This is a genomic window from Dysgonomonas sp. Marseille-P4677 (genome assembly GCF_016652235.1).
Lineage (GTDB): Bacteria > Bacteroidota > Bacteroidia > Bacteroidales > Dysgonomonadaceae > Dysgonomonas.
This window is the reverse complement of the sequence record NZ_JAEPKU010000047.1, coordinates 1-16,427: the sequence shown is the minus strand read 5'-3', so window position 1 is coordinate 16,427 and position 16,427 is coordinate 1. Positions and strand designations below refer to the sequence as shown.

Here is a 16,427-nt window from a genome sequence, read left to right as displayed (position 1 = left end):
TCGTATAACGTATGAAACATTATAAAATAGCACTATCTATTGCGGGTAGCGATCCTAGTGGAGGAGCAGGCATACAGGCTGATCTGAAAACCTTCTCTGCTTGTGGATGTTATGGAGCAACAATAATAGTTGCCGTTGTAGACGAAAATACAGTAGGTGTAACAGGTGTACATCCCATTCCGGTTCCTTTTGTAACGGGGCAAATTAAGTCGGTGCTTAGTGATGTCGGAGCTGATGCAATTAAGATTGGTATGCTCCATTCATCTGAACTTATACTTGCTGTTAAAGATACATTGTCTCTGTATAATATAAATAATATTGTATTAGATCCTGTAATGGTAGCTACATCGGGAGATAAGCTTTTGCAAGATGAAGCAATCGAGACATTAAAGAATGAATTGATACCATTTGTCAGAGTTATAACCCCGAATATTCCCGAAGCTGAGATATTACTAGGTACGAAGATTGTAAGCCAAAAAGATTTATCACTTGTAGTGAAAGATTTATCGTTTGGAAATAAAGTGTCAGTCATGTTAAAAGCAGGGCACTTGAGCGATAATATGCTTACTGATGTATTTTATAATGCCGAAACCAATGAAGTTATAGAGCTTACTTCTAAACGCGTAAGTACAAAAAATACACATGGTACAGGCTGTACTTTCTCTTCTGCTATTGCTGCGTTTTTGGCTCAGGGGGTGTCGTTGAACGAGGCTGTTCGAAAAGCCAAAGATTATATCAATAATGCCATAATTGCCGGTGCAGACTATGAGATAGGGAAAGGTCATGGACCCGTACATCACTTTTTTGATTTCTGGTAATATTGGATGTCTAACATATTTATGGTATTTATAATCATATTTCATCATATTGTCACCAAAATTCCATTAGACTTTTTTACCTTTGGATTTTAATTTTCAAACGTCATAAATCGATGGCTAAAAACGACTCTCGGAACAAAGGGTTTTCCACACGGATCATAAACGAGAAATTTAAGAGAAAAGATGCGCATGGAGCAATTGCAATGCCAATTTACCGTAATGCTGCATTCGAATTTCCCGATTCAGAAAGTATAGCTAATGCTTTCCAGTATAAAGAAGAAATAGCGTCCCATACTTACACGAGGATAACGAATCCTACGGTAGAAAATTTGGAGCATAAGATACAGGCAGCGTCCGGTGCCGAAAATGTTATGATGGTGGCTTCAGGTATGGCGGCTATATCCAATACGTTTCTTTCGTTGGCATATGCAGGAAGCAACATTGTTACTTCACCACACCTTTTTGGCAATACTTTTTCTTTGTTCAAATTTACATTAGCTGCATTCGGCGTCGAAGTACGCTTTGTAAATACTGACGACTTGGAAGAAATTGCTTCTGCCATAGATGAAAATACATGTGCGTTCTTTTGTGAGTTGATAACTAATCCTCACCTCGAGATAGCTGATTTGCCGGAAATATCAAAAATACTTAAGGCTCGTAATGTACCGATGATTGTTGATACGACAGTTATTCCTTGGTGTGCTTTTGATCCCCGTAAGGCAGGTGTTGATATAGAGGTAGTATCTACAACGAAATATATATCGGGAGGAGCTACTACTATTGGAGGAGCTATTCTCGATTATGGAACTTTCGATTGGGCGCATAATAAACGTTTGAAGACAGTTTCAAAAACAGCTACGATGTCTCAGTTTTCATTTAAGCTAAAGCGTGAGATTGCACGTAATATCGGAGCGGCCATGGATCCGGAAACCGCTTCTCTTCAGGCATTAGGAATGGAGACATTACAATTGCGATACGAAAAAATGTCATCATCTGCTTATCAATTGGCTCAATTCTTGTCTGATCAAAAAGAGATAGTTAAAGTCGGTTATCCTAAATTGGAAAGCTCAAAATATAAAAGCATTTCGGATAATTTGTTTTACGGAAATCCTGGAGCAATGCTAACTTTTAGCCTCGAAAGCAGGGAGGCGTGTTATAAGTTTATGGATAAATTGCAGATTATCCGTAGAGCAACAAATTTATTTGACAATAAAACATTAATAATACACCCCGAATCTACGATATACGGAACATTCTCTCCCGAAATGAAAACAGTAATGGGGATTGAGCCTAACTTGATGCGTTTGTCTGTGGGATTGGAAGACGTATCTGATTTACAGGGTGATATTGAACAGGCTTTAGCCATATTGGGCTAGGACGGCAAATTTATGAGGAAAATTAAATTAATGTAAATTCTTTATATTTATCAATACAATACTCGAGTATTATACCATTCTTTCAAAGAAAAATAGTATTTTTGTCCCTCTAAATCGATCTCAGTATAAATTTAGAGGTAAATAACTGATAAAAATGAAGATACTAATAATAAACGGGCCGAATTTGAATCTTTTAGGCAAGCGAGAACCGGATGTTTACGGAAATACTTCTTTCGAAACTTACTTTTCTCATTTACAAGAGACAAACAAGGACTGTGAATTATTTTATTTTCAATCAAACCACGAAGGTTCGCTAATAGATAAACTTCACGAAGTAGGGTTTTCGTACGATGGAATTGTGCTTAATGCAGGAGCGTATACACATACCTCCATTGCTCTCCACGACGCTATTAAGGCAATCGATACTCCGGTTTTAGAAGTTCATATATCGAATATACATACACGTGAGGAGTTTCGTCATAAATCCATGATTGCTGCTGCATGTAAAGGTTCTGTAGTAGGATTGGGTTTGTTATCATACGACCTTGCAATAGCCTTTTTTCTAAAAAATAAAAAAGGACAATAAGGCTGAATTTAAAAGAAAACTATATACATTAAATTATTTTGCATTTATGACTCAGAAGAAAACGAAAATTGTAGCTACAATTTCAGACATGCGTTGTGATGTTGATTTTATTCAATCATTGTATAATGAAGGAATCAACGTAGTGAGAATGAATTCTGCCCACATGACAGAAGAAGGCTTTGTGAAAGTTATGACAAATGTACGTGCCGTATCTAACCATATCGGTATTATGATGGATACAAAAGGTCCTGAGATACGTACTACAGCTACAGCTACAGGTGAAAAAATCGTTGTTAAGACAGGAGATAAACTTAAAGTGATTGGTAATCTGGATGTATTGTCTACTCCTGAACAAGTATCGGTGTCATATCCTAGTATTGTACAGGATGTACCTGTTGGAAGCACACTTCTGATCGATGATGGTGAAACTGGTTTGAAAGTAGTTGATAAAACTGCTGATTACTTACTTTGCGAAGTGCAAAATGATGGGACTATCGGTAGCCGTAAAAGTGTAAATATACCGGGAGTTAGTGTAAATCTTCCATCTATTACAGCGAAAGACAGAAGAAGCATCGAGATTGCAATTAAACATAATGCTGACTTTATTGCTCACTCGTTTGTGAGACATAAACAAGATGTGCTTGATGTTCAAAAAATTCTTGACGAACATAATAGTCCTATCAAGATTATCGCTAAAATCGAAAATCAAGAAGGTGTTGATAATATCGACGAAATTTATGAAACAGCTTATGGCGTTATGGTTGCTCGTGGAGACCTTGGTATTGAAGTTCCGCAGGAAAAAATTCCTGGAATCCAACGTTTACTTATCCGTAAAGCTATAGAATATAAAAAACCGGTTATCGTAGCAACTCAAATGTTGCATACAATGATCGAAAATCCACGTCCTACACGCGCAGAGGTTACCGATATTGCAAATGCAGTATATTATGGAACTGATGCTGTGATGTTGAGTGGAGAAACGGCTTATGGTAAATATCCTGTTGAAGCTGTACGCACAATGGCACAGATTGCTGCTGCTGCAGAACAATCTAAACTTGAAGAAAAAGTAATTCCTGTTCCTTTCAAAGATGAAGAATATGACACTACTTCTTTCTTGGCTAAACAAGCAGTAAAAGCTGCTACACAACTAGGTCTTAACGCTATTATTACTGATAGCTATACTGGTCGTACAGCTCGCACAATAGCTGCTTTCCGCAGTAAATGCCCTGTTTATGCTATTTGCTGTAACGATGCAGTTGCTCGTCAACTTGCAGTTTGTTATGGCGTAGAAGCTTCTTATCAGGAGTCAACCGGATTTACAACTCATCAGCATAAACAATATTTCTTGAAAGCGCTTAACTCTTTATTAGAACGTGGATTAATCAAGAAAGAAGATACTGTTGCTTATCTAAGCGGTTCATTCGGCGAAGGAAAAGGAACATCATTCCTTGAAATCAACGGTGTTGGTAGAGTTATAGATGCTGGCGATGCTTTTGAAGTTCCAGTAAACTAAACATTAATAGTAGACGAAGAGTATAATTGTAAATTTACTCTCGTCTATATTTTATATAATAAAGGGTATCTTGATCAAGATACCCTTTGTTTTTATTCAACATCTGTTCTATCATTTGATGTGTCGTTATCAGGCTGTGCCACAAGAATAAAATCGATTGGTTCTGGTGATTCGTTTGCAATATAATGCTTCATCATAGGTTCGATTGTTATTCCTTGTTGCTCTTTAAGTGTAAAAATTTTGCCATTGACATAGAACTGTGCTACTCCTTTTAATATAAAGAAAAATTGGCGCGAAGCGGAATGGAAGTGTAAAGTTTCCTTTGTTCCGGCCGGCATCGTTTCTATCTTTACAGATAAGGAATCTCTGCTCATGAGAATCCAGCTACTGCATTTATCGCCCCAGAAGTAATGAGGCGCTGAATTTTTATCTACCACTCTACTCATAATTCTAAAATTTTAAAGGTGCAATATTTTTGAATCTATTTCAATTTATATAAAAAGCCCTTTTGGGCTCAGGTAATTACAGCGGAATTTTAAGTAGACACTTAAAGTTAATAAATATTTCTAATAACAGAGTCTTTTTTCTATTTAATTACTAAATGAATATCTTAGCTTTGTACTTTATTTTTCTATTTAATTATGAATATCGATAAAAACGAAGATATAGAACAGTATATCCTTTCTCATATCGACGAAGAGGGTGATCTATTGAGACAATTGAACAGAGATGCTCATGTAAACCTGTTAAAGCCACGTATGCTTTCGGGACATCTTCAAGGTCGTATGTTAAAAATGTTCTGTCGGATGATGCAACCGAAATATATCCTCGAATTGGGGACGTATACTGCTTATGCAACCCTTTGCTTAGCCGAAGGTGCAGTGGATGAAGCGGAAATACATACTATAGAAGTGAATGACGAGCTAGAAGATTTCATCCTCAAATATTTATATAAAACCAAACTAAAAGATAATATACATCTGCATATTGGTGATGCGATGACTATCATTCCTCGAATCGACAGGATATTCGATCTCGTATTTATAGATGCTAATAAACGGCATTATATAGAATATTATAATATGATATTTGATAAGGTGCGCTCAGGTGGACTCATTATTGCTGATAATACCCTCTGGGATGGACATGTGCTTGACGTAGCTAAACCATCGGATAAACAAACAATAGGCATACAGGAATTTAATGATTTGATAGCCCGGGATGATAGGGTGGAGAAGGTGATATTGCCGGTTAGAGATGGATTGACACTAATCTGGAAAAAATAAGTACAAGTTAGTATGTCATAAGTCTTCCCGGGGGTCTTCGATAGAATGTTATTGTTGAGTATTAACTGATTACTGTTAACCGAAAAGTATTATCTTTGTACCCAAAAATAATTTGAAATGGATACTACTAGACAACAAAAGATAAACCGTCTTATTCAGAAAGAATTAAGCGAAATATTCAGAAAGCAAACACAGCAAATGCGTGGTGTACTCGTTTCGGTGAGTACAGTACGTGTAAGTCCGGACTTAGGATTAGCCAAAGTCTATTTGAGTATTTTTCCTTCGGATCAGGGAGCCGATATACTTAAAAATATCCAAACAAATGTGAAGCAACTTCGTTTCGATTTAGGGCAAAAGGTAGGGAAACAGCTGCGGGTTATTCCTGAATTATCTCTATATCTGGATGATTCGCTCGATTATCTTGAGAATATAGATAAACTGCTAGGGGCGGATAATAAAAATAAGGAAGAATAGTCTTGAATTTAGCGCTTCATATAGCTAGGCGTTACCTCTTCGCAAAGAAGTCGCATAATGCAATTAATGTCATATCGTTTATTTCGGTGTGTGGAATTACTGTTGCTACAGCAGCTTTAGTATGTGCTTTGTCTGTATTCAATGGTTTTACAGACGTTGTGGCCAAGACTTTTAGTGCTTTTGATCCTGAATTACAGATAACTCCAGCGCAAGGGAAAGTATTTAATCCCGATAATGATAAAATAAAGAGTGTTTTAAATCTTCCTGAGATTGCATTTGTTTCAGAATCTCTCGAAGAGAATGCTTTGTTAAAATATGGAGACCGCCAAGAGCCTATTGTCTTGAAAGGTGTTTCTCCTAAGTTTGAAAGCTTGGCACATATCGACAGTCTTATAATTGATGGAAAATTTATCTTACGGGAAGGTGATATAGACAATGGTGTAATTGGAGCAGGTTTGGCTATGCTATTGAATGTAAGAGCAAATTTCATAGATCCGGTAGAAATATATGTTCCAAAAAGAAACGTAAAAGTAAATCCGGCAAATCCATCAACAGCTTTCGATCATTCAGAGGCTTTTATTAGTGGGGTTTTTGCTCTGAATCAAGCTAAATATGACGACCAAATGCTGATTGTATCTATTGATCTGGCTCGTGATCTTCTGAGATATGATAAGGAAGTTTCGTCTATCGATATGAAATTGAAAATTGGGGAAGATGTAAGCCGTGTTAGGGATAAGATCCATTCTATTCTTGGTGATGACTATTTAGTCAAAGATCGTTTTGAACAACAAGAGAGTCTTTACCGGATGGTAAATGTAGAGAAATGGGTTACCTTTCTTATACTGGCTATTATACTTGTTATTGCTGCATTTAATGTAGTAGGATCATTGTCTATGCTGATAATTGAAAAGAATGAAGATATAGCGGTGTTGAAAAATTTAGGAGCGAGTAATAAACTAATTACAAAAATATTTCTACTTGAAGGTTGGTTGATAAATCTTGTTGGAGCTATTGTCGGTTTATTTATTGGATTGTTTGTGTGTTTACTTCAACAATATTTTGGCTTGCTAAAACTCGGTTCGTCTCCGGGGGCATTCGTCATAGATGCCTATCCAGTTTCTGTGCAACCACAGGATATTATCCTCATATTCTTGACAGTTACTTTTATTGGTTTTTTAGCAGTGATATATCCGGTAAATAGTTTGCGTAAGCGATTATAGAATTAACTGCCAAAACTCCACATCGATTAGCTTCCCAAATTTAACACCTGCTTCTTTAAAGCATCCAATCAGTTCGAAATTGAATTTTTTATGTAGCTTTTGGCTTCCTATATTAGGTAGGGAGATAACTCCTATTAGCGAATGTATGTCTATCTTCTGTGCACGGTCGATCAACTCTTTATACAAAATACTGCCTATACCACTGCCAATAGCTTTTTGATCGAGATATACGCTTGTTTCTAATGTGATATCATAGGCTATCCTTTCCCTCCAATTGCTAAGGTAGGCATATCCTACAATCTCATTATCTTTTTCATAAACAAAAAAAGGAAAGCCTTTCTGCTGTATCTTTTCTATGCGTCTTTTTATATCGAATTCGCTTATAGTATCGTATTCGAAAGTAATGATGGTTTCTTTTATGTAGTAGTTATATATTTCTGCGATTCTCTTCGCATCATCCGGCTTTATATCTCTTATCATGAGCTATTGCGCTATTAATGGTTCGGGCGGAACCTGTGTGTCTTTATTCTTATCGAATGGTTCAGCAGAGACTATGCTGTCTACTACGAATTTTGAATAACCTCGCCATGGCAGCCTTCCGTAATATTCTTTATAATGGAGTTTTACATTTTGTCCGCTCATCGACATTAATTTAATTGCAAGTTCCTTATCATCAATTGAAAATTGAAATTCATTAGATTGTAGCCCTTGCATTCCTTGTCCAAATCCGGATTGAATGAGCTCACCCTCATAAGTTTTGAATATAATGCCTTTGTGTTTTACATTATTTAATATGCCGGCTTTTACGCCCGAATCACTAAATGGGACATTGTACCAGATATATCCGAAAGTAAGTAATCCTATAATGATAAGGCTTACAATTGTTATGAAGATTTTCTTTGCTGTCATAATAGTTTGATCTTATATTCTTAAAAACAACATGTAAGATGTTATGTTCATGAGGCAAAGATATTCATATTTTTAAACTATTTTTGTGTTGAGATATCAAAAGTGAACTTTATGAATGTAGAAGAATTGAGAGATTATTGCATCTCTGTAAAAGGGGCGTCAGAGTCTTTTCCATTTGATGAGAAAACCTTGGTATTTAAAGTTGTTGGGAAAATGTTTGCTTATATAGGACTTGAGCCTAAAGATGGGGTGTTTCGTGTCAATTTGAAATGTGACCCGGAAATGTCTGTGAGTTTAAGAGAGCAGTATCAGGGTGTGATACATGGAACGCATACAAAAGGATTGATGTGGAATCGGGTTTCCTTGAAAGAAGATGTACCTGACGATTTGATAAAAGAATTGATAAATTGTTCTATAAATGAGGTGATAAAGAAATTACCTATAAAGAAGCAAGAAGAATATAGAAATCTGTAAAAAAAAGATAACATGATTATAAAGAGTGCCGAATTTCTGATTAGTAATACCGATTATAAGAAATGTCCTGACGATGGGAAGCCTGAATATGCCTTTATTGGCCGTTCAAATGTAGGTAAGTCATCTCTTATCAATATGCTGACAAATAGGAAAGGGCTTGCTATGACTTCATCCAAACCAGGCAAGACACAATTGATAAATCATTTTGTTATAAATAATGAGTGGTATCTGGTCGATTTGCCCGGATATGGCTTTGCTCAGCGAGGTAAAGACGGGCGTGAGCAAATACGGAAGATCATTGATAGTTATATATTGAAGAGGCAGGAACTAACTTGTTTGTTCCTTTTGTTGGATTGCCGTCACAAACCTCAGAAGATAGATATTGAGTTTATGAATTGGCTTGGAGAAGAAGGCGTGCCTTTTGTTATCGTTTTTACTAAAATAGATAAATTGAGTAAAGGAGCCTTGACCAAGAATGTGGAAGCGTATATTGATTCATTAAAAGAAGTATGGGAGGAAATTCCACCGGTTTTCTATACATCAGCAGAGCACAGGCTAGGCGCTGATGATATCCTTAATTATATAGAGCAGATAAATAAAGATATAGTAAAATAGTAATGAAAACAAAGTCGGAGAATCAGCCTAAATTCATGAAAAAAGCCATAAAATTGGCTGAAAAGAGTGTTGTTAAAGGAGGAGGCCCATTTGGTGCTGTAGTTGTAAAGGATGGGGTAATCGTTGCTCAAGGACACAATTGTGTGACCCTTCATAATGACCCTACAGCTCATGCTGAGGTTACTACTATTAGGAAAGCTTGTAAAAAACTAGGAACTTTCGATTTATCGGGATGTGAAATTTATACATCCTGCGAACCATGTCCTATGTGTTTGGCCGCTATATATTGGGCGCATATAGATAAAATATACTATGGCTGTACCAAAGAGGATGCAAAAGAGATTGGTTTTGATGATTCATTTATATATGATCAAATTGATCTGAAGCCGGAAAAGAGATCTATTCAAGCGATACATTTCATGCGTAAAGAATCTCTTGAGGCTTTTCGTCTATGGAATGAGAATGATAACAGAATTAATTATTAATATTAGAGATAATGATTGTTCCAGAAGTTATAGTAGAAAACGTTAATGATCCTAATCTTATCAAAGATATACTGAAAATTTTACCTGAAACTAGTATTGAACAAGTTAATTGGCCTGAATTGTATCCTTCGAACCCCATAGTTTATTTCAAAATAGCTCATAATAGGACGCATCTTTTTCTACAATACTTTGTAGAGGAGAATGAGATTTTAGCTAAGGTGGAGGAAGATAATGGAGCTGTTTGGACAGACTCGTGCGTAGAGTTTTTTATACAAATAAATGATTCTCCAAGTTACTACAATCTCGAATTATCATGTATAGGTAAGGCTTTGTTAGGTAATAGGATAGAGCGGAAGGATGTCGTCTATGGAAGCCCGGAGGTAATGTCCTCTATAAAGCGGTATCCCAGCCTTGGTTTGGAATCCTTCGATAATAGACAAGGATATTTTAAATGGGATTTACTGGTTGTAGTTCCTGTATCAGCATATTGGCAATCAGGATTGAAAACATTTAAAGGCTTAAATGCTCGTGGTAATTTTTATAAATGTGGGGATAATTTAACAGAACCTCACTATTTGTCATGGAGCCCAATATCTACTGAGAAACCTAATTTTCATGTGCCTCCATTCTTTTGCGAATTAATTTTTGAATGAAAATATACAAATTGAGCTAACATTCAAATTTATAGATAGATATGTCTTTTATTTTTATGTTAAAAAATCTTTCATCGAATACTTTTTTTTTTATCTTTGCATGCGTTGAAATTACAGATTTTCTGTAGTTTCTCTAAATATGGAATATATTTAAATTTTTATGAAAAATAATTTCTTCGATAGGTTCAAACCTAAAGAAAACAAATTCTTTCCTCTTATGAGCGATATGGCTCAGGTTATTCTGGCCGCATCGGATCTCATTATCGAATGTGTACAAGTAACAACCCACGCTGAAGCTGTAGAATACTACAAGCAGATTAAAGAACAAGAGCGTAAGGCAGACAGTATCCAAAACCAGATCTTCGAAGAGTTGAATGAGACTTTCATTACTCCTTTCGATAGGGAAGATATTAATCATCTGTCAGCCACAATGGATGATGTTACAGATTTGATTAATAGCTGTGCTAAGCGCATAATGCTTTACAGTCCAAAGGAGATGCCTGAAGCAGCTGCGAGATTGGCTATGTTTGTTCGTGAGTCTGCCGGATTTTTGGTTCAGGCGATAGACGAACTTGGGGTTTTGAAAAAAAGTACTGTAAACATTAAAGAATATTGTGAGCAGTTAGGTGTGATAGAGAAAAAGGCAGATGATGTTTATGAACATTTCTTGATCGATTTGTTTGAAAATGAAACAGATGCTATAGAAGTAATAAAACTGAAAGATATTCTTCACGAACTAGAGCGTGCTACTGATGCTGCTGAGGCAGTGGGTAAAATTATAAAAACAATGATTGTTAAGTACTCGTAATTAAAAAACTGAAATGACATTACTGATAATAATTATTGTCTTAGCCATAGTCTTCGATTTTATCAACGGATTTCATGATGCTGCTAATTCAATAGCGACCGTTGTTTCTACAAAAGTTCTTACTCCTACTCAAGCAGTTATTTGGGCTGCATTTTTTAATTTTGTCGCTTATTTTATTGCGAAATTTCTTATTGGAGGATTTGGTATTGCCGATACAGTATCTAAGACTGTAGATATGAGTTTTATAGCAAATCCCTCCCTTGTTATAATAGCCGGACTAGTCGCTGCTATCACATGGAATCTTATTACATGGTGGTTGGGTATCCCTTCTTCTTCTTCTCATACGCTTATCGGAGGATTTGCCGGCGCGGGTATTGCCGCTTCAGGATTTCAGGCTGTTCATGCCGGAGTGATAGGTGTTATAGCCTTGTTTATAGTTGTAGCACCACTCATAGGTATGGTCGGAGGAAATATGATTACGCTTATAACATTGCATTTGGTGAAAAAGATAAAGCCGGGAAAAGCTGACCGATGGTTCAAAAATTTACAACTTGTTTCATCGGCCTTGCTGAGTATAGGGCATGGATTGAATGACTCCCAGAAAGTAATGGGTATTATTGCTGCCGCATTAATCGCATTCTCTCAATCTAATCCGGATGTTCATCCTTGGCTCCAGATGAGTTCTATGAACGACATGCACGATTGGGTACCTCTTGTTTGTTTTACAGCAATTGCACTTGGAACAGTTTGCGGAGGATGGAAAATTATGAAAACAATGGGGAATCGGATAACAAAGATTACTCCTATTGAAGGATTTTGTGCCCAAACAGCAGGTTCGTTAACGTTATTTATTACTGAGATTCTTCATGTGCCGGTTAGTACAACGCATGTTATAACAGGTAGTATTATCGGAGTGGGATCGGTGAAACGCCTTTCAGCAGTACGCTGGGGTGTTACTAAAGATTTGCTGATTGCTTGGGTGTTGACTATACCCGTTAGTGCAGTGATGGCGATGTTAGTTTATCATGGCTTAAGCTTAATAGTTCAATGAGCTGTAATTAAAATTTAAGATAAATTGTAAGCGTGAGACGATAATTTTATCTCACGCTTATTTATTTAATATTTTCAGTCAATATAATTGTATTATACGTTGAAAAGCAGTATCTTTGCCCCGCTTTTTAGCAAGTATGTTTAACAAATTAATGATACTGATCAGGACTGGCGCCAGATCAAAATTGAATGATTGATAATTTAAAAAATGTACAACCGGTTGCTGATTTTGACTGGGATGCGTATGAACTTGGAGACTCTTATTCAGGTAAGAGCAAAGAAGAATTAGTAGAAACCTATGACCAGTCGTTGAATAAAGTAAATGACAAGGAAGTGGTAATGGGTAAAGTAACTGCTATGAACAAACGTGAAGTTGTTGTTAATATCGGTTACAAATCGGACGGAATTGTATCAATGAATGAGTTTCGCTACAATCCTGATCTGAAAATTGGTGACGAAGTAGAAGTATACATCGAGAGCCAAGAAGATAAAAAAGGACAACTTATCCTTTCTCACAAGAAAGCACGTGCTACACGCTCTTGGGATCGCGTTAACGAAGCTCTTGAAAAAGATGAAATTATTAAAGGTTACATCAAATGCCGTACTAAGGGTGGTATGATCGTAGACGTATTTGGTATCGAAGCTTTCTTGCCTGGATCTCAAATCGACGTGAAACCAATCCGCGACTATGATGTATTCGTTGGTAAAACAATGGAGTTCAAAGTTGTGAAAATCAATCACGAATTCAAAAACGTTGTTGTTTCTCACAAAGCTCTTATCGAAGCTGAACTTGAACAACAGAAGAAAGATATCATTTCGAAACTTGAAAAAGGACAGGTGCTTGAAGGTACAGTTAAAAACATCACATCTTATGGTGTATTTATCGACCTTGGTGGCGTAGATGGACTTATCCATATCACAGACCTATCTTGGGGACGTGTTCAACATCCGGAAGAAGTTGTTAAATTGGATGAGAAAATCAATGTCGTTATCCTTGATTTCGATGACGATAAGAAACGTATTGCTCTTGGCTTGAAACAATTGACTCCACATCCATGGGATGCTCTTAGCGCTGAACTTAAAGTTGGCGATAAGGTGAAGGGTAAAGTTGTTGTTATGGCTGATTATGGTGCATTTATTGAAATCGCTCCAGGTGTAGAAGGTTTGATTCACGTTTCTGAAATGAGCTGGGCTCAACACTTACGCAGTGCACAAGACTTTATGAAAGTTGGTGACGATGTAGAAGCTGTAGTACTTACTCTTGATCGTGACGAGCGTAAAATGTCTCTTGGTATCAAACAATTGAAACCAGATCCATGGGGTAATATCGAAGAGAAATATCCTGTAGGAAGCAAGCATACTGCAAAAGTTCGTAACTTCACTAACTTCGGTGTATTTGCTGAAATAGAAGAAGGCGTAGACGGGCTAATCCATATTTCAGATCTTTCTTGGACTAAGAAAATCAAACATCCTAGCGAAATGACTCAAATAGGAGCTGATATTGAAGTTCAGGTGCTTGAGATAGATAAAGAAAACCGTCGTTTGAGCTTAGGCCACAAACAACTTGAAGAAAATCCTTGGGATGTATTTGAAACTATCTTTACAGTAGGTTCTGTACATGAAGGAACGGTTGTAGAAATGGTTGATAAAGGTGCTGTAATCTCTCTACCTTATGGTGTTGAAGGATTTGCCACTCCTAAGCATTTAGTGAAAGAAGATGGTTCTCAAGCTAAAGTTGATGAGAAATTAGACTTTAAGGTAATAGAATTCAACAAAGACTCTAAGAGAATTATTGTTTCTCATAGCCGTGTGTTTGAAGATGAAAAACCAGAGGCTAAAGAAGCAGCAGCAGATAAGAAAGCAAAGAAAACAGCCAAGAAAGAAAAAGAAGATACAGTTGTTCAATCTTCTAACGTAGAAAAAACTACACTAGGAGATATCGAAGAATTGGCTGCTTTGAAAGAAAAACTTTCTGGAGGTGAAGCTTAATAAGAAGTAAATATCTTATTCAAGATAGGAAGAGGCAACTAATCGGTTGCCTCTTTTTTTGTTTATAAACGAATTTTATTTATATATATGTTGTAACCTTTTCTTTAAATTAGCGTATAACTATTATAAGGCTTATCACATAAATTGACATACTATGAAATCATGCTTTTCTATGCTTTTTATAAGTGTATTATTTATTATTCCTATCAAGTCTCAGGAAAGAGTATTAACTGACACCGAGAAAATATTAGGTCTATCTCGTTTGTGGGAAGGGGTGAGATCTAATTTCGTATATTACGACCAGCTTAAGCTCGATTGGGACAGTCTGTATGAGATCTCTATATCTAAAGTATTAGAAATCAAAGAGACTTATGTTTATCTGAAAGAGCTGGAGAGTCTGGCTGCATCCGTAAAAGACGGACATACCTATGTATACCATAGGGGTGATATTCCTCGAGAGGATAGGATAACACCTGCACCTTTTACAACCCAATTTGTTGAGGGTAAAGTATTGGTAGATAAGATATGGAGTTCGTCCCTTATAGATAAGGGTGTGAAGCGAGGTACGGAAGTAGTATCTATAGATGGGATAGATGTTGTTACATATGCCGAAGAAGTGCTAGGGAAATATATTCCAAGCTCAACACCTCAATGGCTGTATCACAATACTTTCTCCAACTATGAACTTACAAAAGGAAGGAGAACTATACCTATAACCGTTGGTTTTAGAGAAAAGAATAAAAACATAACTATTTCGATAGACCGTAATATGATATGGGATATACAAAAAAAAGAAAGAGCGAAAAATAATGGTAAAGATATAGAAGAGGAATATTATAGTATAAAATATGAGCTGTTGGACAATAATATTGGCCTATTGACTATCAAAGATTTTATGAGTGATTCCATGAATGACGATTTTGATAAGATATATGAAAATCTTCTTACTTCCGATGGATTGATTATTGATATACGTAATAATGGAGGAGGTAATTCATCTCGTGCCGATTATATACTCCGACATCTTATAGACAAGCCAATAGAGTCAAGCAAGTGGAGTAGTAGAATGTACATTCCGACTCATGCCTCGTGGAACTATCCGGCAGAATGGTATAGCGGAACTTCGAAAGCATTGGCTCCTATTGACAAAGAGATATATAAAAAGCCGGTAATGATCTTAATCAATGCCGGGACATTCTCTTCTGCAGAAGACCTTAGTGTGAGATTTAAGTCTGCAAAACGTGGCTTGATTGTCGGTTCACCAACAGGAGGCAGTACTGGGAATGGTGTTCGGATCACCCTGATTGAGGGGTTGGCTTGGGCTAATATTTGTGCAAGAAAAGATGTAGCCCCAGATGGAACTGTTTTCGTTGGCGTGGGAGTCTTGCCGGATATAGAAGTTCATCAAACGAAGAACACTTTTCTTTCGGATAGGGATATTGTGTTGGAAAAGGCAGTCGATCAGATAAAATCTAATCTTAGTGGAAAGTAACACACCCTATTGGTTTATTTATAAAAGTCATACTCAATTATCTATACCTAAGGTGATTGTATTGCTGTTTAGAGTAGTGAAAAGTTACACATGAAAAAGTATAAAAAATCTGTTACTTTTGTTACCTTTTATTTGTAATGGTTTGATAATTAAAAGACAATGTTTACTTCTTGAATATCAGATATACAGCAGCAATAAGGAATACAAAAGCTAACAGATGATTCCATTTTAAAGCCTCTGTTTTAAAAGCTAGAGTGCTGAATAATACAAATACTACAAGTGTAATTACTTCTTGTATTATTTTTAGTTGCATCAGGGAAAATGGTCCTCCATTACCTTCAAAACCTAATCGGTTTGCCGGAACCTGAAAGCAATATTCGAAAAAGGCGATTCCCCAGCTAATAAATATAATGCCGAATAATGGTAAGGCTGCAAACCATGAGTATTCTTTAAGCTTTAAATGTCCATACCAGGCAAATGTCATAAATATATTGGATGCAATAAGTAGTAAAACTGTATAGAGACCTGTTAAATTCATATTCTGATAAATTATCAATTTCAAAATTTGCACCGCAAAAGTAAAGCAAATTTTTGTATTCGAGTTATCTTAAAATTTAAATTCTTATCTTTGAAATCATTTATTTTCATGGTATAGCTTATGAAAACATTCGTTCTATAT

General features: G+C 36.3%; 19 protein-coding genes. 15 read left to right on the top strand and 4 right to left on the bottom strand.

Annotated elements, in window-relative coordinates:
- Window positions 1–11 precede the first annotated feature (11 nt).
- The 4 genes from thiD to pyk all read left to right on the top strand — a co-directional run bounded on the left by thiD (window position 12) and on the right by pyk (window position 4,293).
- Complete coding sequence (gene thiD, locus JGH11_RS09835; protein WP_201111410.1) at window positions 12–818, top strand: bifunctional hydroxymethylpyrimidine kinase/phosphomethylpyrimidine kinase; 807 nt, start codon at window positions 12–14, stop codon at window positions 816–818.
- Window positions 819–931: 113 nt separating this feature from the next.
- Window positions 932–2,194: a PLP-dependent transferase gene (locus tag JGH11_RS09830; protein WP_201111409.1), complete on the top strand. Its 1,263-nt coding sequence runs from the start codon at window positions 932–934 to the stop codon at window positions 2,192–2,194.
- A 154-nt stretch (window positions 2,195–2,348) separates the two neighbouring features.
- On the top strand, window positions 2,349–2,780 hold the full coding sequence (gene aroQ, locus JGH11_RS09825; protein WP_201111408.1) for a type II 3-dehydroquinate dehydratase: 432 nt from the start codon (window positions 2,349–2,351) through the stop codon (window positions 2,778–2,780).
- Window positions 2,781–2,826: 46 nt separating this feature from the next.
- Window positions 2,827–4,293 (top strand): pyruvate kinase, encoded by a 1,467-nt coding sequence (pyk, locus tag JGH11_RS09820; protein ID WP_201111407.1) that lies wholly within the window; start codon window positions 2,827–2,829, stop codon window positions 4,291–4,293.
- A gap of 92 nt (window positions 4,294–4,385) precedes the next feature.
- On the opposite strand, the gene JGH11_RS09815 is transcribed toward pyk, so the two are convergent.
- Window positions 4,386–4,739: a cupin domain-containing protein gene (locus JGH11_RS09815; protein ID WP_201111406.1), complete on the bottom strand. Its 354-nt coding sequence runs from the start codon at window positions 4,737–4,739 to the stop codon at window positions 4,386–4,388.
- Window positions 4,740–4,934: 195 nt separating this feature from the next.
- Here JGH11_RS09815 and JGH11_RS09810 point away from each other — a divergent pair, with 195 nt between their 5' ends.
- From JGH11_RS09810 to JGH11_RS09800, 3 genes are all read left to right on the top strand, one after another.
- Window positions 4,935–5,579, top strand: a complete 645-nt coding sequence (locus JGH11_RS09810) for an O-methyltransferase (protein WP_201111405.1) — start codon at window positions 4,935–4,937, stop codon at window positions 5,577–5,579.
- A gap of 117 nt (window positions 5,580–5,696) precedes the next feature.
- Window positions 5,697–6,053: a 30S ribosome-binding factor RbfA gene (rbfA, locus tag JGH11_RS09805; RefSeq protein ID WP_201111404.1), complete on the top strand. Its 357-nt coding sequence runs from the start codon at window positions 5,697–5,699 to the stop codon at window positions 6,051–6,053.
- A gap of 2 nt (window positions 6,054–6,055) precedes the next feature.
- Window positions 6,056–7,273 carry an FtsX-like permease family protein gene (locus tag JGH11_RS09800; RefSeq protein WP_201111403.1) on the top strand — a complete coding sequence of 406 codons (1,218 nt, stop codon included), beginning with the start codon at window positions 6,056–6,058 and terminating at the stop codon, window positions 7,271–7,273.
- On the opposite strand, the gene JGH11_RS09795 is transcribed toward JGH11_RS09800, so the two are convergent.
- Both JGH11_RS09795 and JGH11_RS09790 read right to left on the bottom strand, forming a co-directional pair.
- Window positions 7,268–7,753, bottom strand: a complete 486-nt coding sequence (locus JGH11_RS09795; RefSeq protein WP_201111402.1) for a GNAT family N-acetyltransferase — start codon at window positions 7,751–7,753, stop codon at window positions 7,268–7,270. The genes JGH11_RS09800 and JGH11_RS09795 overlap by 6 nt on opposite strands.
- Window positions 7,754–7,756: 3 nt before the next feature.
- On the bottom strand, window positions 7,757–8,182 hold the full coding sequence (locus tag JGH11_RS09790) for a hypothetical protein (protein ID WP_201111401.1): 426 nt from the start codon (window positions 8,180–8,182) through the stop codon (window positions 7,757–7,759).
- Between the two features lie 111 nt (window positions 8,183–8,293).
- On the opposite strand from JGH11_RS09790, the gene JGH11_RS09785 reads away from it, so the two are divergent.
- The 8 genes from JGH11_RS09785 (at window position 8,294) to JGH11_RS09750 (ending at window position 15,748) form a co-directional block, all read left to right on the top strand.
- Window positions 8,294–8,656: an MmcQ/YjbR family DNA-binding protein gene (locus tag JGH11_RS09785; RefSeq protein WP_201111400.1), complete on the top strand. Its 363-nt coding sequence runs from the start codon at window positions 8,294–8,296 to the stop codon at window positions 8,654–8,656.
- Between the two features lie 12 nt (window positions 8,657–8,668).
- Entirely contained in the window at window positions 8,669–9,271 is a 603-nt protein-coding gene (gene yihA, locus JGH11_RS09780) for a ribosome biogenesis GTP-binding protein YihA/YsxC (RefSeq protein WP_201111399.1), read from the top strand.
- Between the two features lie 2 nt (window positions 9,272–9,273).
- Window positions 9,274–9,756 (top strand): nucleoside deaminase, encoded by a 483-nt coding sequence (locus JGH11_RS09775; protein ID WP_236263948.1) that lies wholly within the window; start codon window positions 9,274–9,276, stop codon window positions 9,754–9,756.
- A gap of 11 nt (window positions 9,757–9,767) precedes the next feature.
- Window positions 9,768–10,409, top strand: coding sequence for a carbohydrate-binding family 9-like protein (locus tag JGH11_RS09770; RefSeq protein WP_236263947.1), 642 nt, complete (start codon window positions 9,768–9,770; stop codon window positions 10,407–10,409).
- 160 nt (window positions 10,410–10,569) lie between these two features.
- Complete coding sequence (locus tag JGH11_RS09765; protein WP_201111398.1) at window positions 10,570–11,217, top strand: DUF47 domain-containing protein; 648 nt, start codon at window positions 10,570–10,572, stop codon at window positions 11,215–11,217.
- 13 nt (window positions 11,218–11,230) lie between these two features.
- Window positions 11,231–12,268 carry an inorganic phosphate transporter gene (locus JGH11_RS09760; protein WP_201111397.1) on the top strand — a complete coding sequence of 346 codons (1,038 nt, stop codon included), beginning with the start codon at window positions 11,231–11,233 and terminating at the stop codon, window positions 12,266–12,268.
- 191 nt (window positions 12,269–12,459) lie between these two features.
- Window positions 12,460–14,256, top strand: a complete 1,797-nt coding sequence (rpsA, locus tag JGH11_RS09755; RefSeq protein WP_201111425.1) for a 30S ribosomal protein S1 — start codon at window positions 12,460–12,462, stop codon at window positions 14,254–14,256.
- A 154-nt stretch (window positions 14,257–14,410) separates the two neighbouring features.
- The gene (locus JGH11_RS09750; protein WP_236263945.1) at window positions 14,411–15,748 is read left to right on the top strand and encodes a S41 family peptidase; all 1,338 of its coding nucleotides are present in this window, start codon (window positions 14,411–14,413) and stop codon (window positions 15,746–15,748) included.
- Between the two features lie 163 nt (window positions 15,749–15,911).
- Here the strand turns inward: JGH11_RS09750 and JGH11_RS09745 are convergent, their stop codons facing one another.
- The gene (locus tag JGH11_RS09745; RefSeq protein ID WP_201111395.1) at window positions 15,912–16,286 is read right to left on the bottom strand and encodes a DMT family protein; all 375 of its coding nucleotides are present in this window, start codon (window positions 16,284–16,286) and stop codon (window positions 15,912–15,914) included.
- Window positions 16,287–16,427: the final 141 nt, after the last annotated feature.